Here is a 25,357-nt window from a genome sequence, read left to right as displayed (position 1 = left end):
CCCTGAATTATTGGAGACCGTCACGTGAGCTATGCTAGGTTCGCATCGCCGCATAGGCGGCTTAAACCGATCACGCCCAGGCCAAATCCTCAGGTCTCGATCGGTCTACATTTGCGGGGCGGGTCACCCAGGCCAAATCCTCAGGTCTCGATCGGTCTACATTTGCGGGGCGGGTCACCAGGCCAAATCCTCAGGTCTCGATCGGTCTACATTTGCGGGGCGGGTCAACACAGGAGCTAACCTCCACCGCTGTGGTGTAATAGATGGGGGAAGGTCAGCTGAATAAAAAAATATTACTTAAGCTCACGGGAGAAGGTCAGAAACGGAGGACGTGCACAGAGAACCTTCTCCTGTCCTGCAGATCTGGAAGCAATGAAATTCGAGATTATTCTGAATGAACCACAACAATCCGCTGGCATTAATGAGGAATTGGCGTTCATCTCATAAATTAGTAGCAACGTAATTGAACAAACCGTCACGGAAAGGCGGTCACTCTGATCGTTGACAAAGCTTTGAATGTGCCAGAAGTGACACCGGGGTGCTTGCCAATGAAGTCTGATCTTGAAAGATTGAAATCCACATAACGCTTGTTGGCCTCCAGAAATTGGGACACACACTTACATTAAATGACTTACGACAGCAGCAGTATAGGATCCTGCTGCATGCCAAGATGCGGAGTCTCTCCGTGAGGAACGTTATCCTAGAGATAGTCTCAAAAAAATGCGAACGATAGAACAGAAGAATATTGACCTTCCCAGAGCCAGGACTTCACCTCCCAGATCTTGGAAATGGTTTCAGCTCCCCAGCAGCTCGCTTTTTATAGCAGCGTTGGCAGGACTCTGGTGCTGGGAGCAACATCATTCTGAGAGAACTCGTCTACTAACGGAGTCGGAGGAAATTATTTTCCAGACGACCGTGACAACTGCGACCGCCCCCTCGGGAAGGAAAAAAACTGCAGATAGGAACGAGTATCCATATCTGCTGGCCGCACAGGTGCTTGATGTCCCGTCGCCTCCGCGACCTCCTCAGGTTCCCCCAGTACCCTCAGCGCCTCGCCCCTCAACGGTAGCCTCGTCGGAGGATGAAGAATGATCAAGGTATATGAGGCACTGCAACGTGCCCATGTGGAAAGGCAACTTGCAATTTCAGCGGGGCATGCTGCCCATACTGAAATCATGGCACCAGAGATTCCACGGAACAACACCTTTCCACGCTTGAAAATGGCCTCGGAGATGAGGAGATTGCATCAGAACGTCATCGCCTTGCTACCGAGATCTCAGAAGGGAATTATTCAGTTTATCAGTTCGCGCAAAGGTGAAGGGACTTCCACCATCGTTCGTGAATTTGCGCTCTTTCTGCTGCATCATCGAAACAACTCCGTCCTTATCGTTGAGTCTGGCTCTAAGAATTATGCGCAGCATCAAGCATTTGGAATTAGACCTCGTAAATCCATGCCGTGTACTGTGCAGAATGGCGTGTGTATTGATGAATACATCTCCCAGGTGGGAGACTCTCAGGGATATTTGTGCTGGTTATCCGAAGAGGCTGTCTCAATGGCAAGGCCAAAACATTTGGCAGAGCAGCCGGTCATTTGGAACACTCTTCGAGCGAGTTATGATTTCGTCTTACTGGATTGTCAACCTATAAGCGACCAGGACGCCGCATTGAACCTCTGTGTGGAGACGGATGGAGTGGTCTTAGTACTGGAGGCCGAAAAGACACGATCTCGTGTCGTCTCAAATCTGAGGAATCGAATTGTCCAGAATGGTGGCAAGGTATTGGGCTTGGTGTTCAACAAGCAGAAATATTACATCCCTGACTGGATATATAAACATCTATAGTGCTGATAGGTAGAATGTCCACATTCTTAGTATTGCTCACCTGCTGCGCTGCATTACTTGGCCCACTGCTCGAAAGAGTTTCATACGCTGAGGACGGGGCGCCCGTTTGGTTAGGACACGTAGTGCCCGATCGCACCATTCACGTTGATAATGGAACTTCCGCTAGTTCGGACAATAATTCAGGCACATCAGATTTTCCGCTGCGATCAATAGCTGCAGCTGCCAATTTAGCCCAAAGAAATCGCAAAGCCGGACTCAGCAGCAGAATCGTAATTGCTGCAGGAATCTATCGCGAACAGATAACCTTGAAACCCGACATACACAGGGGAAATGTTCCTATTGTGTTCGAAGCTAGTGAGCCAGGAAAAGTCATTATTTCGGGTTCGGATATTTGGACAGAGTGGCAGCCTAAGCAAGGCCATATCTATGTGCATTCATGGCCCTTCGAGTGGGGGTTGGCACCGTATCCTCCAGGCTGGCAAGATCATGTCAAATTAGCTCCGATCGTGCGAAGGAGGGAAATGGTATTCATTGATGGGAAGTCCCTCGATCAGAGACTATCCTTTTCCGACCTCAGTGAAAGAAGCTTTTTTGTTTCAGAGTCTACTCAAGAGCTATTTATTGCTGTGCCAATCAATACACACATGTCCAGTGCTCGGGTCGAAGTGGCGATCCGTTCAGGTCTTTTCACTGCTACATCGAGCGATAACATTGTGTTGCGGGGCTTAGTGTTTCAGCATGACGCGACTCCTGTTCAGGGCGGTGCGGTGATCATCACTAATTCGCGTAATATTCTGATTGAGGACTGCATACTTAGATGGAATTCATGGACTGGTTTAAGTTTCAATAATGTGCAGCACGCAACTGTTCGGAGAACTAGATTGAACGAGAATGGGGGAGCTGGGTGGACAGCCTGGAGAGTAAAGGGACTGCTGTCCGAAGAAAACGAAACCTCCTTCAATAACTGGAGGGGCCAGAAAGGCGGGTTTCTTGGTTGGGGTGTGGCTGGGGTGAAGCACCTCCAAATTCATGACGCAACATACCGAAGGCACGTGGCGGTCAAAAACAATACGAGAGGTTTATGGCTTGATTTTGATAATTCGAACATACTTTTGGAGGAAGTATGTGTCCGTGGAAATTTAGGTGATGGAATCGATATCGAAGCCTCACAAGGTCCTATCTCAATTAAAAGAAGTCAAATAGGTTACAACAAAGGCAGCGGAATTTTCTCTACAAATTCGCGCTATGTAACTATTGAGGATAGCCTGTTTCAGCAGAATGGAACCTCCGAAATTAGGATTGTTGGCAGCGCAGAACGAGAGGTAACAAACTGGGAGACTAAAACGAGACTCGCTTTGCAGGCGGGTCATTGGACAGTGCGCCGGAGCCTATTCGATGGTTCGTCCAGCGGGCTACTCCTGGAAACTGGTTCCTGGCCACATTTTTTCGAAAGCCTCATATTCTATCAAAATGCGTGGGCTGGTTCAGTACTAGAAAAACCTTTCAAAGTAGAGAGTTCCCGCCTTCCTTTCCCTGAGTGGAGAAAACTGGTCGGGCAAGAAGACAATACACACTTTTCCAAAAACGGATTTGATCCGCATCAAGTTTCCTCAGTGTCCTGCACCGAGCCGTAAACTTTCTAACTCACTGAGGTTTATACGCTTCAATTAATAAGTTTCCAAAGACAACTGGATACCTATGGGAAAGCCGAGCATAGAACGAGGAAATGCTTTTTCTCCAGGGGGGGCGGTTAGAGAATTTGGAAGCGGATTTCAGGAGAGATACAGGGTAGATCCGAACACTTTCAAAACCAACATTCTGGCACAGTCTTCTTATCTGTCTCTGATAAAAGCTTTTCTCTATTGTGCCTCGGAACCTGTCTCGGACCTCGGACAATCGCCGTATTGGATCCCACCCGTTTGGTTCTAGCGAAACGAATTTTCCCCCGGGTTCTAGAATTCGAAATATCTCTGATAGGGCCTGCTCGTAACTATAAAAATGATGAAGTGCTTCTATCACGGTCACAGTGCTGAGGGAATCGCTCCTGATTGGGAGATTGTGGACATCCATCGTAAGATAGTGTGGCTGTTTCAGGTCAAATACCTCGCATCTTTTTTTTGAGACACCCAGCGCAACGTCATTAATATCCCCAACTAAAAATCTCCTCCCGAATTGCTGCAGCACAATCGCTTCTCCCGCGACGTTCCCTCCAATATCGAGGATGAGTCCTGGTGAAACAGGTAGATGCTTCCGTATGAGGTTGACCTTAGCTTCATAGGCCGGATCATTTTTCATGCGATCTAGTGGATTGGTTTGAAAATACCAGTCTTTTCTGTTCGCTATGTGCGCTCTCTCAAATTCGCGCTCTTCCGCGATGGTTGGAGAACGGAAAAGATAAGATAATGCTCCCACGGTAACCTCTTTGAGACTTAAGAAATACTCATGTGGTTCTTGTGTGTGAAAGGTAGCTATTTCAGCGAGAAGGAGTGATTGTATATCTCCATAAGAGAGGAATAGTTGCGTTCGGCCGAATACTTTAGCTCATACTCTGTACGGGCATTTTGTCGCATCTCAGCACCTATATCGGAATTCTCAAAAAAGAAACGCGTCTTTCTCACCAGGTCATCGACTGAACCATTCCGAAAATGAAAACCCGTCTGACCGTTTCTAACAAGTTCAGCTGCCGCGCCAACATCAGACGCTATGACTGGTGTCCCACCGGCATATGCCTCTATAATGGTAAGCCCAAATGTCTCATAAACTTCGGAAGGAAAAATCAAACAACTTGCACTGCCAATTAATTTGTATGTCTCGCTCTTGTTCTTCCTTCCTAACCACCTGATAGTCGTATCGTAACCTGCAGCCTCTTCCACCATAGGAGCTAGGGGTCCGTCTCCCACAATGATTAACTGGATCGTGCCGTCCAATTCTTCCCATGCTTTGAGCAATAGGCTAAGGCCTTTCTCTTGTGAGAGTCTCCCAACAAAAATCGCAAAATGTCCTTCCCCTCTACCAACGCCGGGGTCGTGATCAAGAAAATGCGGCTTAACCCGGATGCGGTCAGCCGAAAGCCCTCCTTCAATAAATTTGCTTCTCGCGAATTGAGTCGGAGCGATATACGCCGAGACCTTTTTTCCCCACGTTTTCAGCCATCGATGAGTGGTTAACATGGCGCTGACTGCTACCGTGGATGCCAGACTCTGCCTATAGCACCGATGAATAATGCCCGGCCATGGGATATTCTTGCCAACACAGGATTCGCAAACGTGGCCGTCACGGAAAAATATGGCCGCCGGACACAGCAACCTGTAGTTGTGTAAGGTCTGAATAACAGGAATACCCTCTGAACTAGCCGCATAATATGCTGATGGTGATATGAGTGGGAAGGTGTTATGGAAATGTACGATATCAATGGAATCATGTTTGATTAGACGACGCAGTCGCTCGTGGACAGACCTGTTCCAAATCGTGTTTTTCAGAAGTGTTAGACTGCCATTCCGTAAGATGTCAGCATTACTCGAGGTATATTCAATGATTTGGTGACCTTTCTTCCGAAGAAGGTTTCGCTCCCTAACGAAAACCTCATCTTCACCGCCTGGCTGCAAATAGAAATTGTGGACTAACAGTATTCTCATGGAGACTTTTTGTGCATGTGCGACGAAGGTATTCTGCATATCCCACCACGAGGAAGAACGCGATGGGGGGATGCCAGATCAAGTGCACCGTAAACATCGATCGTACCGATATGATAGCCAAGACCCCAAGAGCTTCTACCGTCAGACAATGCGTCACGTCGTCTTGCGTCGTCGTGCAGACCTGCTTTATTAAGATCGCCCATGCCATGACGAAGGCAGCAACCATCAAGAGACCGGTCGGTAAACCTACACCAAGGACGATTTCCAACCAAGTGTTAAGTATTGAGGAATTCCCTGCGGCCATCGTATCGGCAATCCCTGTGAAGCGGCCTCCCGCGTATGCTCCGTATCCGAGAAAAGGTCGAATTTTGAACATTTCCCAACCCAATACCCACAAATTTGTTCTCCCCGAGAGAGAGGTAAAATCTTCATCCCTTTGTCCTCGAAGAAGAAATGTCCCTAGCTGATCCAAGGACGAAGTCAGCATAAAAATGGCTGATACAGCAACCGGAATCGCAACCAGAAGGCCGACTCGCCTGCTAGCAAAGAGGATGAGTACTGCTGCGACACACAGGCCGAGAAGTGGGGACCGGCTCTGAGTCAAAATAGAGGTTGTTAAAGCAACGAGAAGCACTAAGAAGTAAAGCGCTCGGTGGTGTGGATGGAAAATTATTCGCGTGATGGCTACACTAGCCAAAATGGCGCTTAGTTCCCCTACACCATTGGTTTCGAATGCGGGGAAAACGCCTCTGATCGCAAAGCCTAGCATTCCTACGTCGTGCAATACCGCCAAATCCGGCCAGATCAGAACTCCGATCCATACGGTGACGATCAAAGAAGACAATAGCAACCAGGTCCAATCAAAAAATGTTTTGATGTCATGGATGCTGTGAATTGAGGCTATCACTGCAGCAAGCAATGCAATATCGACTAAATACTCGGTCGACTTGTAGAACGTCCACAGTGGATAAGTTGACCACATCACAGAAAGCAGACAGGTGACTGTGTATGCGGTGAGTAAGCCTGGTAGTCCTTTGATCAAGAAGTGAACCCAGTCTGGCTTACGCAGCATCAAGCGGTAAAGTAAGACAAAGCCCATGACGGCTACGAGCCCAAGTCGGAACACAGCGAGGAAGTCGAGAGGGTTCGTATTTGCCGCCTCGCTGGTACGAATGCGGAACACAAGCCCACTCAACATCATGCAAAACCACAGGGCGTGCCACCACGAGAGTTCTTTCAGCAAGCGCAGGGATTTAGCAAGCGCAGGGGTGAGCGCACGGACTGCCATCACCCCAAACGGGAGTGCAATCAGGCTAAGTGCCGCGCGTTCGTAACGCAAAATCAACATTCCCATTGCCCCGCCCAATAGCGCTGCGAGAATAGTGGAATACCCATTGAGGATAGAGTTGTCTTTAGTCACGCAGCAGTGTCTCTCTTATTTTGGCTGTAGCACCCTCTTTCCCTCCAGTAGCTGGGGCAACCGTTACCTTAGAATACAAAAAATTCAGATCCTGCCCTCTTCGATTCCAGGTATAGTGCCCGCGGATTCTTTCCTGTCCCGCCTTCCCCATGCGGACCAGAAGGGATCTGTCAGCGGCCAGCTGTTTCATCGCATCTGCCATGTCTCTGACGGCCTGTAGCGGATTCACAGCCGGTATCTTAAAACCCGATTCCATGGTCACCTGGACGCCAGGGCCACCGATGTCGAGGCAAATCACTGGTCGTCCCGCGGCCATGCCTTCAAGGCAGACCCAGCCCCCAGAATCGTGCAAACTTGGATGCACAAGAACCTGGCATCGCATTAATCTTTCCATACTGTTTTCGCGCGAAAGGCGCCCGAAAAACCGAACCCGCTCGGCTACGTGCAGACTTCTAGCCAATGCCTCGAGGTATTGTCGTTCAGGCCCGTCGCCTACTACCCAGAATTCGGCACGAGACACGCGGGATAACGAGAATGCTCGCAATCCCAGGTGGATCCCTTTCCAGTGGAGAAGTCGGCCGATTGCTATAAACCGAAACGGCTCATCGTCGGCTGGGAGCAAGGGTGCAGACTTAAGATCTGATTCACTGAGGCTCGATTCACCAAGCAACCTAGCTTCCTTGAGGCTAAAAGAGCTTATCCGCATGGCCGTTTCTTTAGTTGTCGCCAGGATTATACTGCTGCGCTTCGCAGTGAGACGTACAAACGGATCGTGTTCACCCAACCAACGAGCAACATTTCTACATCGTTCGTAAACCTTCCCCTTTAGGCTGAAGTCTTGCATAAAATCTTCTGGCGCAGACTCGCCGCCACCGATTGGACCCCAAATAAATGGAACAGACAGCAAAGAAAGAAAACTAGGCGCCCAGTACTTCACGAATGTAGCGTGATGGATCAACTCAAAACCTATGTGCTTGTGCGCTTTCTTCGCGACAAAAAAAATTCCCAACTGCCAAAGATAGTAGTAAATCTGAACCCCTCGCGCTCCGCGCTTCCAGAATCGTGTCCATTGCGGAAAGTCGTAGTAGAGGAACCGCAAGTTTGGAGAAGGGTGGCGGGCAAGCTCGGCTTTAATGGCCGACGCATTGCTGGTTCGGGTGATAACCCAGACGTCGTGATATCGGGCCATCTGGTGGGCGACATTCCAACCGACTCCAGGCTCCGATCCTTTCCCCGGTTCGCAGGCGTAAGCCGAAATCAAAACCTTCAACCGCTTCATTTTCCACTTTCCCAAACGGCACCCCACCAAGCTTCCGTATCCGAATCGGGGCATAGCCCTTGACGCCGAATTCTCCGATGGTGCTGATAGGCACACAAGCAAATAAGCGCCTCAGATTCGTTGTAAGTAAGGCGGAGCAACTGCTGCCGGAATAGAACCGTTATCGCATGGTTCTTGGCTTTTATTGGTGGCCAGCGATATATCAAACGACCGACCTGTAGCAAATAGAATGAGAGATCCAAAAGAGGAAATCCATGGCATGTACCATATTCCCAATCAATGACGGCAAGGCTTTTATCGGGCCTCTCTATAATGTTCCAGGGAGCAAAGTCGCCATGGTGAAATACGACGGGCCAGTTCTGGTGGCTTAGCGATGATAGCCAAGACTCATTCGGCAGGTGTTCTTCGATGTCTTGTATCCAAGGATGATCTCTTAACTCGACCGGCGATGAGCTGACAAAAGAGCAGAGGAGAGGAAGGATGCCGTCGTGCAGAGGAAAAGCCGCCTTCACGGGCCGTCCAGGAATTGGCGCCAGCACTAATGCTTGCCCTGCGCCGAGTTGACCAGATTTCAGAAGGGCGGGCGCGATGCCCGATGGCAACGCGCGCAACACCTCCGCCTCCCGGATTATATGCTCCTGTGCTTGTGGTGCCTCGCCGTACTTGAGGTATCCAACGATATGTTGCCTGTCCCAAAGTTGTACGACAAGCTTTTGCGCAGGGCCTGGTGTTCCAATGAGAATGGCCTGTGATACCACCTTTGGAAAACATTCCTCGACAAATTCCCTAATGGGCCAGAAGTGGCTGCTGTCGCCTGTCAACCTACCGGTTCCCGTCATGGACTTTACCCGCAAATAAAAGCGGTAGAGTTTTGCTGTATCACGAAACGCGGGATAGAATGCGCTTTCCTTCCAACGTTGCAGGAAGCTCGACCCCGTTATGTAGAGGCGGGCATTCCTCCGAGAAGGAAGAGGGTAAAGCGAGCATGAAGGAGGGAGAAAGGCAAGCGGATTCATGTCAGTAGTTGATCTAGATATTGCGGTTCAATGCGCGTTTTCCCATATAGTCGAGTATCACTGCTTCAACTTTCTGGACGACTTCACTCAGTGGCTTGCTTGCGTCGATGATACTTGTGTGGCGAAGTTCTGCCAGAAGCTTCCTGTATGCGACCCGCTGTCGACATGTTTCTTCGAGTGGGACTTCCTGCTTTCTCGACTGCACAACCACGGGTTCTGCATCTAAAATGATAGTGAGATCCGGTTGTGGAACGAGTTTTCCAACCCAGCGTGCCAGCCAGAGCGGACCACCGTAGCGGTATCGCTTCGGGTCGACTAGAATGTCGTGATAGTATCGATCGGACAACACCAACGTTGATTGGATTTTATCTAGAAACGCTGTCATGAAGTATCCGACAGTGAAATCGAGCCACCACAACGCAAGTTTCGTGAGGGAACTGAAGAGACCGCGTGGTACCGCTCGCTGTGGATGCGGGTTACAACGCACGCTTGCCTGTCGATGTCCAAAGAAGGGGCGAAGGTGGTAGACGTTCTTACGACGAAAAGCTGGCGCCAAGTGTCGTGCGATTTTTTCAATGACAGTAGACTTTCCCACACCATCCGGACCCAGGAAGGCAACATGGATTCCAGTCGGCCGAAGAATCCGTCTGCCTATCCGGATCCATTCAAACATAGTATGACCTAAAGAAAATGGAACGCGTCTTCTGATCTCGGAACTAAGTCGAGGCAATTGCCCCTGTAACTTTGCCCAGTCATTTCGCGAAACAGCGTCCCTGATCAACTCGGTGTCACTTTGGCCCCAGAACCTGGTTAGTTGATCTGCACAGCCTGTCGGGTCCTTTTGCCACTCCAGGTAAAGATAGCGCTCATGGCGATCCTCTAACCGTCCCTTGTCAATCTTCTTTAGAAGGTAATAGATAAAGGCATGGCGTGGTGATGGAATCCACATGTTCCGAAAATGATCGGATTGGGTCGCTATCTGGATTCGATTTTTGAGAATTGGGTCCGCCGCAAGTAACAGGCTCCCGGAACGGAAGTAATTACCGCAGATGTCGGGATGGAAGAAGTGGAGAGTTCCCGTGGCATCTCTATGGACGCAGGCGAGGTACCAGGCTGTTTGCTCATGCTGCAGCATTTGAACAATAGGGAAGTGATGATTGCGGAAAAAGGAAAACAGGTTCTTTCTTAGAGTACGCAAGGAGTCCGGGGCCACAATAAAATCGAGGTCGCCTTGAAGACTATCTAGGTAGAACCTATAGTCACCAACGACCACGTAGGCGACATCGCTTGAATCCAAGTACCGCATTAGCCTCTCTGCCATGTCTAGCCTGGAGCTTGGCATTGATGTTAGCTGAGTTGGCGGTAGTCGTTCAGCGCTTTGTCTGCGATCTGTGTCCAAGTCAGGTGCTCCATGACATATTGCCGCCCCTTACGTCCCATTTCACTCCAATCGTCTCTCATTGAAATCAAGTGCCGCAGTCCTGCGGCAATAGAGCCACCATCTGCTTTTACAAGAACACCACAGCCGCTCCGTTGAACATAGGGAGCAATCCCTGCCGAATCGGTTGCCAATACCACCAGACCCGCTAACATGGCTTCCAGAGCAGCGATCCCAAACCCTTCAAATCTCGAAGTTAGGACAAAGACATCTTGTTGTACAAGAAACGAATAAGGCGGTGAATAGTCCGGTTCAACAAAGGTGACGTTTGACGAGATCGATAATTGCTGAGCTAACTTTACAAGGCGTACTTTGTCTCCTAGATCAGGACCTTGGATGAATACTTGCATGGCATGATCTGAGCGAAGTTGCGCGATGGCACGAAACAGCAGGTCAAGTCCTTTGTGATAAGCATCGAGTCTACCTCGGAATACTATGCGGACGGGGCCTTTCTTCTGAGGCCGGTGATTCATGCTAGCTGGTGCATTTTCAGGGAAAAAGCCGTTAGGTACGGCGAGGTAGATGGTCTTTAATCCAAGTCCTTTCAGATATTCAGTGTGTCCCATGTCGTATACCTGGACAGCTTTGGCGCGGGCAAGAAATCGCTTCTCTATTAAATGCCAATACGGCCATTTCAGGTAGGGGCGTCGATTAAACAGTGCTGGATGATAATGTGTGTGAGACGCTGCTACATAGGGAATGCCAGCTGCGCAGGCAATACGAGCCACTGTAAACAGAGCAGGATTGAAACAGCCGTTCAGAATGATGATGTCCGGCTTTTCTGATCCCGCGGACAAAAACTGCTTTAAGTCTGGTGATATGGAAAATGGATTTCGGCTAGTGTTTCGTCTAAATGAAATGATCCTTATTCCATCGCTGGTCGTATAATTACTGGCAGAGTCTCCCTCGCATAAAATAGTGACATCTTGATGAAGTCGACCAAGTCCTTTTACAAGCCCGTCGACTGCAGTCGCGGTTCCACCAACCAGTGGGGTGCCAAAAGGAGGGTAATGTCCTAAGTAGAAGATAAGCTTCATTTTCATCATCTATACAAGTTTTCGATTCAGAGACATCGTTTTACTTTTCTTGAGATGAAACCTCGCTTCCATATGCCGTCTGAGAGCTACGTCTGTTTGGTAGTGAGCAACCTGAAATCGCTCACCAGTCAGGTCATACTTGGTTTCAACCTCATCCCAAACTGGCGTGGCTTCCTGCTTGGCACAGAAGGCTTCGAGGGGTGTGTGGCCGTTCAAAGAGCCGTGAGGTCGCGCCCAGTTGTAATCGTGTTGCCACTCGGTCAACCGGCACTCCACGTCAGGTGTTCGAGGATCAGTCACCGTCAAGGATTCCTCTCAGTCGGTTTTCTGCGAGCGTTCGACTTTGCCATTCAAATGCGGAGAGGCCGGTCGATTGGGACGGAATGTGATGCAGTAATGCATGAGCCACGGCTGCACCGCCACCGCGAAGAATTTTCGGCCACGGTCAGTTTGGACCGGCTGCACGGGAAACGGAATTTCTTCGATGAGCCGCTCCAAGAAGAGCAGCGTATTGGCCGCGGTGCGCCGAGGGAACATGGCCAGCACGCGATACCGTAGGCTGTCACCAACGGCAGTGTATTGATAGCAGCCCAGGGCAATCTTGCACGGGTCGAGTTGTACGCGGTCCCCCGGAGTCAATCTGGCATACCGATATCGCGTCTCCCGCCGAAGAGGACGAACCGGTGGAGGCATGTGACTGGTGACCAGGACCTTGTGACTGAAATTGAGCGAAAGGCTGGGCTCATGATGGCGCCGCAGTTCGTGTCGGATCCGGCGGGCCCCTAATTTCCGCTTACGAAGTGTTGGATAGGAGATCACGCATCGACGACATAAGATCCCGGCATCTCCCGTTTCCTGATAGAGGTGTCCCCGACATAATCGCTTGCGCATATCAGCATCCATCCGGACAGGTTAGGTAAAATGATGTGTGCAAATCACACACTACAAGTCTTTGAATGACTGTCGACCAGGTTGCCTGTCGAGCGTCCCAAGAAAAATCATGATATTTCGATTTTGTGCCGTGGGTCCTTAGTGGTCCTCTGGGCTAGTATGTTCGCAAACTGTAAATTTTCATCGTCCGTAATCAGCTTGAGGCCGAACATTCCAATGTGGAACAGCTGGTATCCAAAGCTGCGCAACAATTGCATAGTTTGCTTGGCCGACATGCCAGCATTTCGTAACCGTGCATCACTAATTTCCACCATTAGGGAATCGCATAGCCCACTTTGCAATAGCTCGGTCATACCTTGCAAAACCTTCAACTCGGCACCCTCGACATCGATCTTGATGAGCCGTATTTGCCCACTAATATGACTGCGCCAATAGTCATCGAACCTAATCGTCGCCACCTCTTCAGGCATGTCATTGTCAGAGAAAACATTCCCATTCATTATGGTTGCAAGGCCAGAATTTTCTGTTGTTGCACCTGTAAGAAAGGCAGTCCCATCCTCATCGGATAATGCTGCTGCTTCTACTCGGACATTATTTACTTGGTTAAGACTTATGGAACGGAGCAGTCTTATTCGCATCGAGGATGATGGTTCGAAAGCAACTACTCGTCCACCGCTTCCTACTTGCATAGCTGCCAGTACCGAGAACCAGCCCAAGTTTGCACCGACATCGATAAAAGTATCTCCTGGCCGGAGAAGTCGGCGAACCAGATTTGATTCTCGCATCTCATAATAACCAAGAAAAAAAATCGATTGCTGCGAGTATTCTCGGCAATCAGTAATTTCAAATTTTCCAGCGCCGTAGCACGAGGTAGTGACAATAGGGCGGTCCGGATATTCGATCTGAGCAGTGACCAGATGAAGGAAGAGCCGGACTAATCTTCCGGGTAATGGGAGATTTCTGGTCATCTTCTGTAGAGACGTTGCTCTCATGCCGGCTTAAGACCATCAAGATGACTGCTAACAGATTTGGCGCAGCCGTTTAAGAGAATTGCGATGCCCGACAGATTCAGGAAGACAACCAAAGCCATAACACCAGTGGTCCCATAAGATTGGACGATCGGGATGCATAACGTGATCGATATTAGAAATTTGACACCGTCTACAATGGCTAGCGTCCGGGTCTTTTCAAGAGCGAGCAAGACATAAGAAAAAGGCTTTTCAAGGAAAGTAAGAAAGTACGCAGCCGCAAAAAGTATGAGCACTTCTTCATGGCCGACTAGGACATTGCCGTAAAAGACCGAGATTAATTTGTCTGGAAATATTGCTGCGGCCAAACAAATGGTAATCACCGGTATGGCTGCCCACTTAGTAATATGTTGAATAAAGCGGATGGCGGTTTCCAGTCCTTCGGTCGCAATGACCCTCGAGGCGCGAGGTTGAATAATATTATCTAGGCTCAAAAAGGCAACATGGAGAACGCCTACGACATTTCTGCACGCAGTAAGAATGCCGACTGCCTCACTTCCTCTGAAGAAACCCAATGCCCAAATCAGAGGATAAGTGGTCAACTGATTGAGATGGGTTTTAATCAATAGCCATTTGGAAAAATGCCAGTGACGGATCAAGACTCGCTTTGATACATGGAAGTCGACCGCGATAGCCTGCATGCTGCACAGGCCAAGGACTGCCGCAAGCCCAGATGTGACAGAAATTACCCATAGTGCGTTCACCGCATCTACGAGGTTAAGCCGAATCAGCAAGATTATGGCAACCAGCTGACCCAGATAGCTGATGGAGTCATTAAGCAGTGCGCTTGCAGCCCGGCCAATGGCAAAAAAGTATCGCCTAATAAAGTCTTGCAGCTGGAATGTTGCCGCCGTGGTGGCCAGTGGTAGGGCAAGCAGCTCCCCCTGCGACGCTGGAAACATCACCTGACTCAAAGCCATGCTGGTGTACACAAAAACGAAGGAGCCAGTGGAGAAAACAAGCTGTTCGGCTAGTACCGCCCCATAATAAGTCGGTCGATCCTCTGCGACTTGCTTCGGCCCAATGCTGAGCATTGGTGATGTGATTATAGCCGTCTGAAGGTTGTTCAAAAACTGAACCAACATCCAAGCCAACGTGAACATCCCGAATACACTCATGCCCATGGAACGAACTAGTAAAATTCCAGTCAAGAAATTTGTCCCGCTTACCAGCGCCTGATCAGCAATGGACCACTTAACGTGGGCAAGATGATTGGCCGCAGCACTAAAGGGCCATGATCTCTTCATGAGAGTAGGTGTCCCAATTGCTCGTCAACCACAGTGATTAGAGCCCGTCACTCTCCCACCTAAGCTTTAAAGCAAACCCGAACAACCCAGGATCGCCAAAGTTCAATATGGTTACAGAGTTTTAGCGCGTATGAGCCGCAAGTTCGTGCTGCAGCACTTTGAGGACAAAGAGTGAATTCGTCCTAAAATATCGACGCCACAACCTTCCAGGTTCTGTCATCAAACGAAACGCCCACTCCAGCCCATTTCGCTGCATCCATTGAGGAGCCATTCTCTTGCAGCCCGCATGGAAATCAAACGCGGCTCCCACACAGAGCTGTACGCCTTTGATCTGTTGCCGGTGATCGTAAGCAAAATGCTCTTGTTTAGGACAACCAAGCCCCAAGAATATAAGCCCGGCGCCACTGCGATTAATGCGCGCTATCGCCTCCCGGTCTTCCTCCGGTGTGAGGGCGCGAAAGGGTGGAGATTCGGCACCAAGTATTCGAAGGTTGGGAAATTGACGGAGAAGGTTGTGTTGTAATTGCTCCAACACTGATTGTTGACTGCCATACAGATACACGCCCACACCTTCCTGCGCCGCCTGTCTGCATAGCCGCAACATCAGCTCCGGGCCATAGACACGATCAGACAGACCTGCTCCGTAGAATCGGTTCAGCGCCCATCGTACCGGCTGCCCATCCGGTGCCACAATGTCGAAGTGTTGTATTTTTTCATTCAAGGACGGGTCCTGACACGCTTCAATTAGGCCATGCACCGGCAGGTGGTCCACCAGCATGGGAATTCGTTCCTTCGCGGCCTGCATGATCAGAGCTGTCGCTTCCTCATAAGATGTTTGGCTAACGCTCACCCCGAAGAGGTTGTGCTTGGGGGGTAACCCGGATCGGAGAAGCGGCCCAGATGGTATCGAGCGTTTTACGACTGGGGGAACCGAGTGATGTAACATCTCTGCAATCTTCTGCCGTGGCGGCTGTAACATTCGACCTGTATCCTGGGATCACATTGATTCGATTATGCCGCCCCCGAGCCTTTTATCACGACCGGAATGGTCTTGAAGATAATTTTGAGGTCCAACAACAACGACCATTGATCGATATACTCCAAGTCCAGCTCCATCCACTTCTCGAATGAAAGGGAGCTGCGTCCATTTACTTGCCAGAGACATGTGAGGCCAGGCCGTACGCTGAACCTGCGCCGGTGCCAGTCTTCATTAAATTCATGAAAGTCCCGAACGGGGAGTGGACGTGGTCCAACGAGACTCATATCCCCTTGAAGTACGTTGATCAGCTGAGGCAATTCGTCCAGGCTGGTCTTGCGGAGAAACCTGCCGATTGGTGTGATCCGAGGGTCATTCGAAATCTTAAACGCAGCGCCGTGCATCTCATTCAGATGTTCCAACTGAGATTGCATGTGCTCGGCTCCCGAAACCATGGTTCGAAACTTCAGACACCGGAAGCGTCGTTTGTTGAGGCCAATTCGTTCTTGAACAAAAAATACAGGACCGGCGGAGGTAAGTTTGATTGCGCCGGCGATAATGCCGAACCAGGGCAAGAGAAGGATGAGCGCCGGTAACGCGATGAAGATATCAATTCCTCTTTTAAGTAAAATGGCCTTCTCTCCTATCGCACCGGTATGAAGAGTGACCGTGGAATGCTGTCCCAGGATGTCAAACGTAGACCTGGCAAGTTTTGGCGTGAATAAATCGCCCAACACACGAACTAAGATGCCCTGTTCTTCACACTGGGCAACAATATGTGCGGCCGCCTGGTGAAATGACCGCATGGGCAATGCAATGAGGACTTCGTCCACTTCGCAGGATCTTAGAAATGCCGGCAAACTGTTCAATGACGTAACGACGGGAAACTGCTTGTGGTTCCGAGCGTCAAGACCATGCCAGGGCTCATCGGCAAACCCGATGAGCCGATAGCCCAACTCGGCCTTCGCGCCAATTTCATGCGCAAACTTCACGGCTCGCTGATTGGTTCCTACGATCAGAACATTTCGCAAATTTCTTCCATTTCGCCTGACCCATCCAACAAGCGCGCGCAGACTTGATCGACCCGCGCAAGTCACCCCGGTGACAATGATCCAGAACGCCGGGAAAAACCCCCGGGACACCATTTCAATATCGAAGAGAACGGTGGCGACCGCCATCGACAGGGTCCCCACACTTGTCGCCTTGACGATATCGCTCAGTTCGTCCCGCCGGCTGGACAGGCGCTTCGATCCATAGAGTCCGAATGCGGAGAAGATCAGATACCAAGCTACGATTAAGACTCCAATCAGGATGGCATTTTCAATTTTGATTCGCATCGCCAAGAATTGCTCGAAGGCATACAAATCATTTTCCTGAGCGTAGAAAAACCACGTCACAAGAAAGAATGTGGATCCCAACAGAAGTAGATCGGCAAGCTTAAGTGCTTTTGACAGAAGCTTTCGACGAAACTGCACAGAACATCCTTTTAGAGTCGCAGAGGAGGAACGGTCCGCTATCAACGCGTAGCAAGTGTCTCCCATAAATGCATGGTGATCGCCACCAAAATAATGGCCATGCCCATTCGGCCCTAGGAACAACAAACGTCAGTGGATCGTTTAGCGCCATGTCATAGCATTGACTACTTACGTACAGAAAAATAATAGGTTGCATGAATTTGGAACATGATTGGCGCACAAGTGATTGTTTCTGCATTCAGTTTAACTACGTATACTAACCAGCCGGTGCAAGTTTGGCTCTCAAAAATGAGTCGCGGAAAACCATTCATCATCCGTCCCTCGCATACTCAGGCAAAGGTATTTGTCCGCCGCCTACTCCGGAGTTCGCTGCGAACCTCACGATCGCCACGAACGTCCTGATCGAAGCCGCTGGCATGTTTCCAGAAGGCCATGGCGTGAATATCGTGATCATTACAGGAAGTACTCAAGACGACAGCCCCATCGAAATGGCTGGCTCGAGCCCTTGCCAGAATGGTCGGGTGCTACTGGTCGCCGCGGTGGGAATGAATATACCTTGCAAAACCGTACTATCAGAATGAGTTAGACATACTCATGTCCATCTCCTACCCCCTAGCTGATATGTCACGCGCATGAAAATCAGAGGCTCAAATACCCGTTCGAAGACGAGCGCTGCAGAGAGCAACCTGTCTTGCAGACGGTTCCCAAACTCGTCGCAGCAAGGAAGGTGCGCCTCAAGCCGCTGATCACCCCTCGAGTGCCTATCGAACCGGCAGCGTCAGCCTACGCCTTGATGATGGCTGGCAAGGCCCCTTACATCGCGCTGCTCATCACCTATCCTTCGGATCGCGCGGGCTCCTTGTCACGCGCCATCACCTCGTGAAAGGGCCAAGCAGGGCGGGCCATCACGATGGGCATCAGCGGCGCGGGAAACCACATACAGGAGATGCTACTCCCGCCGCTGCAGGCCATGAGCGGAGTCTCGCTTCCAAGTATCTGCACCGCCGCAAGCATTTCCGCGAATACCCTGGCCGGAAAAATCCACACGGCCTGCTGCCCCAGCGACGCGCGGTCGATCTTGGAGAACCCCACGATCAACAGCGTCCTGATCGACACACGTCATGACAGCCATGCATCACTCGTGGTGAAAAGTCTTCCGGCAGACACACTTGCGTTCGTGGAGAAACCCTCAGCCTGACAGAGGAGGAGGCTACACGACCTACGTGCCGCCTGTGAGAAGACAACTCCCACCGGGCGACGTTTAACGCTGGGGTTCAATCGACGGTGTTCTTCCCATGCGATGTAGTCCCAATCCTCCCTTGCTTCCCGTAAGGATCCGTTTGTCATGTTTGATCACGCGGATTCCACGGAACCGCTGACCGAGGAATCCTGCGGTCAGGGGAGGCAGTCGGATAGGAGAAATCTGTCATTTCGTCGATTGCATGCAGGCGCCCTGTGGAGCCCTGCCTACCTCAGTCTTTGCCGGACGTATCAGCTTCATCGCTCAGGCATCACAGACGATCAACGCGGCGTTGACCTGACGTTGGGCGAAGGATTCATCGGCATGATTGGCGATTCGACTGAGAGCATCTGGAGCCTTCCAAAGGAGCGGTTTGAAGCCATGCCGAGGGAAATCCCCTCGTACGGACGACTTCACGGGGACTCGGATGCTTGCCGGTTCAAGGAACAGGTCTACAAGACGGTTATTCGAGAGAAAGGTTTCCAGAGGAAATGACCGAATTACTACGAGCCGTCGAGCAGAGGCTCCCGCCAATCATTCCCTTCGAGAACACTAAAACGGTTATGCGCACCTGCGTTCTTGCTGTGGAAAATCTGCAGAACGGCGCTGTTTATCACCTCCAATGCAGTGACTTACATAGCAGCCCGTGTCGACAACCGCGTGAACTTGCTCCGATGGTCATCACGCCGGCCAAGCCATGGCTCGTTGCTTCTGAGTAGGGTATACCGTTAATTGCAGTTGACCTGTTCGTTGTTGTCTTGTAATAGGAGGGTATGTACGAGTCGTACTATGGCCTACAATTCAAGCCCTTCACCTTAATCCCGAATCCGGAGTTTCTCTATCGCGGAGAGACCCACCGGTTGGCTATGGCAACGCTTGAATATGGAATCCTCAATGAGGCCGGATTCGTTGTGCTGACCGGGAACCCTGGGATGGGCAAGACCACATTGCTTCAGCAACTCTTGTCAGAGCGTCGTGACCATTTCACCATCGGACTGATTACCAATACCCATGGGGCAATGGACAGCCTCCTGCCCTGGATTCTGCTTGCATTCGGCCAAAATGAAAAGAAGCTGGAGAAGCTCGAAGCCTTCCATGCATTTCAACAATTCCTTGGCAAGGAAGCTGCCGCACATAGGCGGGTGCTGCTGATCGTAGATGAGGCGCAGAATCTCGACGTCGCGCTCCTGGAGGAGCTCAGGTTGTTATCGAATCTCAATCGAGACAAAGCTCCTGTCCTTCAGATCATTCTCTCAGGCCAGCCGGATTTACGACAACTCCTCCAACGCAAGGACCTGGCCCAGTTCGCCCAGCGTGTCATGGTGGACTACAACCTCGAACCATTCAAGGAAGAAGACAGCCTGGGTTACATTGCGCATCGTCTGCGGATTGCGGGACGAGAGGAGCCACTTTTCACCGACCAGGCCGTCCGCATGATTCACCGGCTCACCGGCGGCATTCCACGCCTGATTAACCAGCTGTGCGATACCGCCCTGACCTATGGGTTCGCAGAGGACTCCCAATTTCTTTCGACCAAGACGGTGGCGGAGGCTGCGAAAGACCGGAGTAAAGGAGGCATTTTCCCGCTCTCGGACACTGACGCGCTGACGGAGTCGACACCCGAACAGGAAACGGCTGAACAGACTCAGATCGCTACCTTCGCATCACAAATCTCTTCCGCGTCAAGTCGCGGCAAGCGGTCAGCCGACAACGCGCGGGCGTCCGCGCCCCTACATCCGCCCAGCCGAGACGGGCAAGAGGCCTACGAGCAGGGCCTCGCGCTCAAGAAGAGCGGTTCCTATAGAGACGCACTGGAACAATTTTCTCTCGCCGCCCGGGATGCGGCGTTCGCATTTAAAGCGATGGCACAGGTCGGGATTTGCTTGAAATCGCTCGCTCTGCCGGAAGACGCCGTCATGGCACTTCAAAAGGCTTTGCAAGCGAAGCGTTCTTCCTCCGCAGATACGATCCAAGTGCGATACCTGCTTGCGCGCACCCTTGAGTCCTTAGGTCGAACCGACGATGCGCTGGAACAATACCGTTGGATCGGACGAGAAGATCCCAACTTCAAGGATGTCGCCGAACGACTCGACCGACTCAGCGGCGGACAGGCCCGACCTACTCGCGAGGAGGCACCGAGCAGCGACGGATCCTCCTGGGTGACGCAACTGCAGCGTATTCTCGGCGCATCCAAGTAACCACCTACCACCCGTGGTATTTTGACCAAACCAAGCGCGAGCCCTCCAAATCGATTTGGACGCAGCTCGCGTCGGCTCGATCACATCGCCCTCAAGTTTACCCCTGCGCCGACCGATGAGGAGTGCAGGGGAGTGTCTTCATGGCCTTAGAAATCATTGAAATTGTCGAGGACGACCAGAGCCAGGCCAAGTTGTTGGATCAGATTCTGCGGCAAGCGTCGTTCCGCACCAATGTCGCGTTCGACGGGCCGGCCGGCATGCAGGATGTCTGGCGCATCAAACCATCCTTGATCATGGCCGATGACAATCTTCCCGGACTGACCGGCAGGGAGATGTGCAAGCGCTTGCGGCAGGACCCCTCCACCAAACACATCCCGATTATCGTCATGTCGGGATTTTCCTCCGAGGAGCGCCGAGCGGAAGCCTTAGATGCGGGAGCTGACGATGTTATCGTCAAGCCCTATTCAGGCGCGGAACTCCTGGCTCGCGTGCGGGCGCTGCTCCGCCGTTGCCGGCAGAGCCAGGCGCAAGACGAGGAACTCGCCGAGGATCTCGCCCTCACTGAAAACCTGTATGTCGCGGTGTACCGGGGAAAACACCTGACGCTCTCCGCGCAGGAGTGGAAAGCGCTGCGCCGGTTGGCGAGTACGGCCGGGAGCGTCGTTCCTCGCGAGGAACTCAAATCCTTGCTGTGGGAAGACGAGAGCCTCATGCACGACAGGGAGCTCGACCGGTGCATAGAACAGCTGAATCGGAAGTTGACGGACGAAGCCCCGCCTGCGGCTTGCATTAAAACCGTGCCGGGCGGTTTTCGTCTGGCGACATCAACCTCAGAGAGTTCCGGCGGACCTCCGGTTCAATAACGCATCGGGATGACCCGCCGCAGTCCACACATGCCCGGCTGCCAATGCATCCAATAACCACGACATCTCCCCGGGAACAAGCCGGGCCCGTTTCCTCGCTCGCCTCCAGTCCTTTCTAATGCGTGCCTGCACCGGCGGACTCAGCTTCTTGCCCCAGCGATGAAAATCAGCCAGTTCCTCATACTTTCCCATTAGGGCCTGAACCCGTTTGAGTTGGGAGAGCAAGTCCTGTTTTGCTGCCGTTCGCCCCGGCAACCATTCCGTCTGATACCGGATCGTCTTCAGGGCCAGGCGCAAGGCATGAAGGCGCTTTCGCCGGGGGTTGTCCGATGCGGCTGCGATGAGCCGTTTGAGCAGGCATTCGTGCTCATGACGCAACCCGTCGAGCCGATCGGTCAAGGAATACGCAGGGGAGGTGATCCTGGGAAGCCCCTGCTTCCAGACAACTTGCTCGATCCGGTGATAGATCTTTGTGCGGTTCAGCTTCCTGATCCTTTTGATGAGCCGGTCATCCACCAAGGCCAGATCCTGCTGCGGAGCATCGCGGGTGACCAGATAGTGACGGAACACCTGGAGCGCTCGGAGCTTGCTTAAACTTCGGACACAATCCGCCATTGCGCCGGCGCGTCTCGCCTCCCCATACAATTCCAGTAATGCTTGAAGTCTTCGGCAATGCGTACGAATGGCGTGGATCGTGCCTGCATGCTCGTCGCCGGCAATCACCTGCCGCAACAACCTGAGGACCGTGGCCTGACTGGACGCGGCCATGTCGACCAACCCTTGAGTAGGGGACTGCGCTCCTGTATGAATAGATCGTCGCGCGCCTGCCATAGCGGTCAGTCCATGTCTGTGCGATGAGGCGACCGGACATCACCTATCGCGTGAATAATCGCGCTACCGAACTGCTCGAGTCTGTCTCGATGGAGGATGCTGATGGATTGCCTCTTATTTCGACATGGCATTGCGTACGATCGTGAGGACTGGCGCGGAAATGACCATGACCGGCCGCTCACGGAGAAAGGGCTGGTCCGCGCCCGGCAATCGATCAAAGGCCTCCTGACTCTGGGCCTCATTCCGACGCATATCCTTTCTAGCCCGCTGACGCGCGCGCTTGAAACAGCCAGGATCTTCACATCGTTGATTCCCGCAACGCCACCGCTACGGATCTGCCCGGAACTCAAGCCCGAGGTCGCCCCGCGCGCGCTGATTTCCCTGCTCAATACACTGCCGTCCGACGGGGTCGTATTGTGTGTAGGCCACGAGCCGCACCTGAGCGCGACGGCCGGAATTCTCCTCACGGGTAAGCCTTGCAAAGGGTTCTCGCTTAAGAAGGCAGGCGCCTGCCTTCTTCATCTCGAAGGATCCGTACGTCCGGCAAGAGGCCGGCTTGATTGGTGGCTCACGGCATCTCAGTTACGCGCACTTGCATGAACCTGCGCATCGGCGCGGAGACTGCTGCTCAGGCAAACGATGATATCCCGTCGATGATGCGGCGCACGCCGGCCGGCACAGAAAGGGCAGGGCGTTACCAGCGATCCCGAATCAGGATGCCTCGTCATCCCGGGTAGTCGTAATAAACTGCAGCGGCCGCTTGAAGACTTTCTCAAACAGATCGCTGCGGCCGCGCGCCGCCCAAATTTCCAGTTCAGCATCACCTGAGACCTGCGCGGTAATGACCACGGTTTTCCCGAGCTTGACATCGATACTCTGCACGACTGAAAACTGGCTTCGGTCCAATCCGTCCGCGATTCGCAGCAGCGCCGACAGGACATTGATGACGCGCTGAGAGCCTTCCGGCAAGGCCGTAAATTCATCATGCTTGCGGGTGGGAACCGAGCGCCGATGGTACCGGGCGACATTCGCGATCAGATCGATTTCCTCAGCGGTAAACCCCGAGAGATCGCTGTTCTTGATCAGGTAATAGGCATGTTTGTGATGTTGCCGTGAGTTGATGAGATACCCGATATCATGCAGGATCGCGGCACATTCCAGCCACTCGCGTTCCCGTTGCCCGAATCCATGCAACGCCTTCGTCTGATCAAAGAGGCGCAAGGCCAATCCCGCGACGTGGAGGGCATGGGTCTCGGAGACATGGCATCGATGGGCGAGGGCCAGGATGTTCCGTCTACGAACGTCGGGAATATCCCGTTCCGCCTGGATACGTTCGTGATGCCGTTGAATGAAATCGTAAATAATGCCTTCGCGGATGGCCTTATCGCAGATGGTGAGTTCGGACTTCTGTAATACCTCAAGCAGGATCCTGAACACCATGGCGGCCGGGAGCAGGGTATCCACACGCTTGGGATCAAGTCCCGGCATGGCCAGACGCGTCTTCAAGGAGGCCTCGGCCAGGCGCTTTTCGACGGCAGCGATGTCCTTTGCCGACACCTTGGCCAGATTGAGCTGCGGAAGCGGCCGGCCGGTGCGTTGCAGATGGATGACCTCCGCCAGGTTTCCCGCCATGCCGGACGTCGCGATGATCTGTTCCACCCGCTTGGTCTTGTACGAACCCAAGGCATTCTTCAGTTGAACGGTCACGGCGGCTTCCAATTCCCGGAGCATCGTCTTCGACGGCGGCGTTTTGGACAGGTAGAGATCTTTTAACCGGATCGCGCCAAGCTTGAGACTCCTGGCCTGAAAAATGGCCTCGCGGTTCCCAACGATCACCTCGACCGAGCCGCCGCCGATATCAATGACCAACGTCGGCTGCTCAGGCAGGGCCACGCTGTTCTGCACGCCAAGAAAAATCAACCGTGCTTCTTCCGCGCCTGTAATGACGCGCACGGTCAGGCCGGTTTGCTGTAGGACGTGATCTAAAAACTCGCCGCCGTTTCGCGCCTCCCGCACCGCGCTGGTCGCGACGCCTTCAATCTGCTCGTATCCCTTGTTCCGGGCCAGGGTCACGAGTGTCCGGATCACTTCCAACCCTCGCATCATGGCCTGGTCCGACAGGCGCCGGGACGTGAAGACCCCGTCGCCCAGGCGCGTCATATCTTTAAAACGATCCAGGATTTTATAAGAGTAGTCCGGCTGGACCTCGGCTAACACCATGTGAATGGAATTGGTGCCGATATCGAGGACGGCCAGCTTGGGCATCTACAAACTCGCGGTAGGAGCGACGTGCCGGATGTTCTTGCCTTCAACCATATAGACGACAAGTTCCGCAATATTGGTGGCGTGATCGGCAATACGTTCGAGCGACTTGGCCACGAACGTCAGGCGGATCGCGCGCGTGATGGTGCGCGTGTCCTCCAGCATAAAGGAGAGCAGTTCTCGAAACAACTGTTCGTTCACCTCATCGACGAAATCGTCGTCGGCGCAGACCTTCCGCGCCAACACCGGATCGGAATTCACGAAGGCGTCCAGGCACTCCTTGACCATGCGCATGGTCCAATTGGCCATGCGTGGAATATCGATATAGGGTTTGAGCTGGGGCTCGCCGTTCAATTCCAATGCGCGCTGGGCGATGTTGTCGGCCAGATCACCCATCCGTTCCAGTTCGGAAGAAATCTTCATCCCGGTTGTGACAAATCGCAGGTCGCGGGCCGTGGGTTGCTGAAGAGCCAATAATTGAACGCACAATTCGTCGATCTCGACATCCAACCCATTGACGTCGTGATCCTGCTTGATGACGTCGACCGCCAGATCGGAATCCCGATCCACCAGCGCCTGCAGGGCCTGCTGAATCTGCGATTCGACCAGGCCGCCCATGCGGAGCAACTGCTGCTTGAGATGTGCGAGGTCTTGATCGAAGTGTCGTTGCATGATGCCAA

At 52.3% G+C, this 25,357-nt stretch carries 21 protein-coding genes and 1 pseudogene; 7 read left to right on the top strand and 15 right to left on the bottom strand.

Annotated elements, in window-relative coordinates; all coding sequences use genetic code 11:
- The first annotated feature begins 1,088 nt into the window (after nucleotides 1–1,088).
- Both GDA65_14120 and GDA65_14115 read left to right on the top strand, forming a co-directional pair.
- A complete protein-coding gene (locus tag GDA65_14120) occupies nucleotides 1,089–1,841 on the top strand; it encodes a hypothetical protein (GenBank protein MBA5863828.1) in 753 nt (250 codons plus the stop codon).
- Between the two features lie 14 nt (nucleotides 1,842–1,855).
- Nucleotides 1,856–3,475, top strand: a complete 1,620-nt coding sequence (locus tag GDA65_14115; GenBank protein ID MBA5863827.1) for a hypothetical protein — start codon at nucleotides 1,856–1,858, stop codon at nucleotides 3,473–3,475.
- Nucleotides 3,476–3,485: 10 nt separating this feature from the next.
- Here the strand turns inward: GDA65_14115 and GDA65_14110 are convergent, their stop codons facing one another.
- From GDA65_14110 to GDA65_14055, 12 genes and pseudogenes are all read right to left on the bottom strand, one after another.
- Nucleotides 3,486–4,253 (bottom strand): methyltransferase domain-containing protein, encoded by a 768-nt coding sequence (locus GDA65_14110; protein MBA5863826.1) that lies wholly within the window; start codon nucleotides 4,251–4,253, stop codon nucleotides 3,486–3,488.
- 56 nt (nucleotides 4,254–4,309) lie between these two features.
- Nucleotides 4,310–5,476: a glycosyltransferase gene (locus GDA65_14105; GenBank protein ID MBA5863825.1), complete on the bottom strand. Its 1,167-nt coding sequence runs from the start codon at nucleotides 5,474–5,476 to the stop codon at nucleotides 4,310–4,312.
- On the bottom strand, nucleotides 5,430–6,896 hold the full coding sequence (locus GDA65_14100; GenBank protein ID MBA5863824.1) for a hypothetical protein: 1,467 nt from the start codon (nucleotides 6,894–6,896) through the stop codon (nucleotides 5,430–5,432). Before GDA65_14100 ends, GDA65_14105 begins: the two co-directional genes overlap by 47 nt.
- Nucleotides 6,889–8,175, bottom strand: coding sequence for a glycosyltransferase (locus GDA65_14095; protein ID MBA5863823.1), 1,287 nt, complete (start codon nucleotides 8,173–8,175; stop codon nucleotides 6,889–6,891). The genes GDA65_14100 and GDA65_14095 overlap by 8 nt, the downstream gene beginning before the upstream one ends.
- Complete coding sequence (locus GDA65_14090) at nucleotides 8,172–9,191, bottom strand: phosphotransferase (GenBank protein ID MBA5863822.1); 1,020 nt, start codon at nucleotides 9,189–9,191, stop codon at nucleotides 8,172–8,174. Before GDA65_14090 ends, GDA65_14095 begins: the two co-directional genes overlap by 4 nt.
- A 13-nt stretch (nucleotides 9,192–9,204) precedes the next feature.
- Complete coding sequence (locus GDA65_14085) at nucleotides 9,205–10,497, bottom strand: thymidylate kinase-like protein (GenBank protein ID MBA5863821.1); 1,293 nt, start codon at nucleotides 10,495–10,497, stop codon at nucleotides 9,205–9,207.
- A 41-nt stretch (nucleotides 10,498–10,538) separates the two neighbouring features.
- Nucleotides 10,539–11,675, bottom strand: a complete 1,137-nt coding sequence (locus GDA65_14080) for a glycosyltransferase (protein ID MBA5863820.1) — start codon at nucleotides 11,673–11,675, stop codon at nucleotides 10,539–10,541.
- Nucleotides 11,676–11,741: 66 nt separating this feature from the next.
- A pseudogene (locus GDA65_14075) lies at nucleotides 11,742–12,569 on the bottom strand (transposase).
- A gap of 95 nt (nucleotides 12,570–12,664) precedes the next feature.
- Nucleotides 12,665–13,549 carry an FkbM family methyltransferase gene (locus GDA65_14070; GenBank protein MBA5863819.1) on the bottom strand — a complete coding sequence of 295 codons (885 nt, stop codon included), beginning with the start codon at nucleotides 13,547–13,549 and terminating at the stop codon, nucleotides 12,665–12,667.
- Nucleotides 13,546–14,832, bottom strand: a complete 1,287-nt coding sequence (locus GDA65_14065) for a hypothetical protein (GenBank protein ID MBA5863818.1) — start codon at nucleotides 14,830–14,832, stop codon at nucleotides 13,546–13,548. Before GDA65_14065 ends, GDA65_14070 begins: the two co-directional genes overlap by 4 nt.
- A 121-nt stretch (nucleotides 14,833–14,953) precedes the next feature.
- Nucleotides 14,954–15,778: a WecB/TagA/CpsF family glycosyltransferase gene (locus tag GDA65_14060; protein MBA5863817.1), complete on the bottom strand. Its 825-nt coding sequence runs from the start codon at nucleotides 15,776–15,778 to the stop codon at nucleotides 14,954–14,956.
- Nucleotides 15,779–15,843: 65 nt separating this feature from the next.
- Nucleotides 15,844–17,349: an exopolysaccharide biosynthesis polyprenyl glycosylphosphotransferase gene (locus GDA65_14055; protein MBA5863816.1), complete on the bottom strand. Its 1,506-nt coding sequence runs from the start codon at nucleotides 17,347–17,349 to the stop codon at nucleotides 15,844–15,846.
- 844 nt (nucleotides 17,350–18,193) lie between these two features.
- On the opposite strand from GDA65_14055, the gene GDA65_14050 reads away from it, so the two are divergent.
- From GDA65_14050 to GDA65_14035, 4 genes are all read left to right on the top strand, one after another.
- On the top strand, nucleotides 18,194–18,481 hold the full coding sequence (locus tag GDA65_14050; GenBank protein MBA5863815.1) for a hypothetical protein: 288 nt from the start codon (nucleotides 18,194–18,196) through the stop codon (nucleotides 18,479–18,481).
- A 147-nt stretch (nucleotides 18,482–18,628) separates the two neighbouring features.
- A complete protein-coding gene (locus GDA65_14045; GenBank protein ID MBA5863814.1) occupies nucleotides 18,629–19,018 on the top strand; it encodes a hypothetical protein in 390 nt (129 codons plus the stop codon).
- 278 nt (nucleotides 19,019–19,296) lie between these two features.
- Nucleotides 19,297–20,721, top strand: coding sequence for an AAA family ATPase (locus GDA65_14040; protein ID MBA5863813.1), 1,425 nt, complete (start codon nucleotides 19,297–19,299; stop codon nucleotides 20,719–20,721).
- A gap of 140 nt (nucleotides 20,722–20,861) precedes the next feature.
- Nucleotides 20,862–21,584 (top strand): response regulator, encoded by a 723-nt coding sequence (locus GDA65_14035; protein ID MBA5863812.1) that lies wholly within the window; start codon nucleotides 20,862–20,864, stop codon nucleotides 21,582–21,584.
- Here the strand turns inward: GDA65_14035 and GDA65_14030 are convergent.
- Nucleotides 21,552–22,415 carry a CHAD domain-containing protein gene (locus tag GDA65_14030; GenBank protein MBA5863811.1) on the bottom strand — a complete coding sequence of 288 codons (864 nt, stop codon included), beginning with the start codon at nucleotides 22,413–22,415 and terminating at the stop codon, nucleotides 21,552–21,554. The genes GDA65_14035 and GDA65_14030 overlap by 33 nt on opposite strands.
- Before the next feature lie 96 nt (nucleotides 22,416–22,511).
- Between GDA65_14030 and GDA65_14025 the strand changes: the two genes are divergently transcribed.
- Nucleotides 22,512–23,015 carry a phosphohistidine phosphatase SixA gene (locus GDA65_14025; protein ID MBA5863810.1) on the top strand — a complete coding sequence of 168 codons (504 nt, stop codon included), beginning with the start codon at nucleotides 22,512–22,514 and terminating at the stop codon, nucleotides 23,013–23,015.
- 111 nt (nucleotides 23,016–23,126) lie between these two features.
- Here the strand turns inward: GDA65_14025 and GDA65_14020 are convergent, their stop codons facing one another.
- On the bottom strand, nucleotides 23,127–24,680 hold the full coding sequence (locus GDA65_14020; GenBank protein MBA5863809.1) for an HD domain-containing protein: 1,554 nt from the start codon (nucleotides 24,678–24,680) through the stop codon (nucleotides 23,127–23,129).
- Complete coding sequence (phoU, locus tag GDA65_14015; protein ID MBA5863808.1) at nucleotides 24,681–25,349, bottom strand: phosphate signaling complex protein PhoU; 669 nt, start codon at nucleotides 25,347–25,349, stop codon at nucleotides 24,681–24,683. It abuts the gene before it with no gap.
- Nucleotides 25,350–25,357: the final 8 nt, after the last annotated feature.

Source organism: Nitrospira sp. CR1.1 (assembly GCA_014055465.1).
Lineage (GTDB): Bacteria > Nitrospirota > Nitrospiria > Nitrospirales > Nitrospiraceae > Nitrospira_A.
This window is presented reverse-complemented; position numbering and strand designations above follow the sequence as displayed.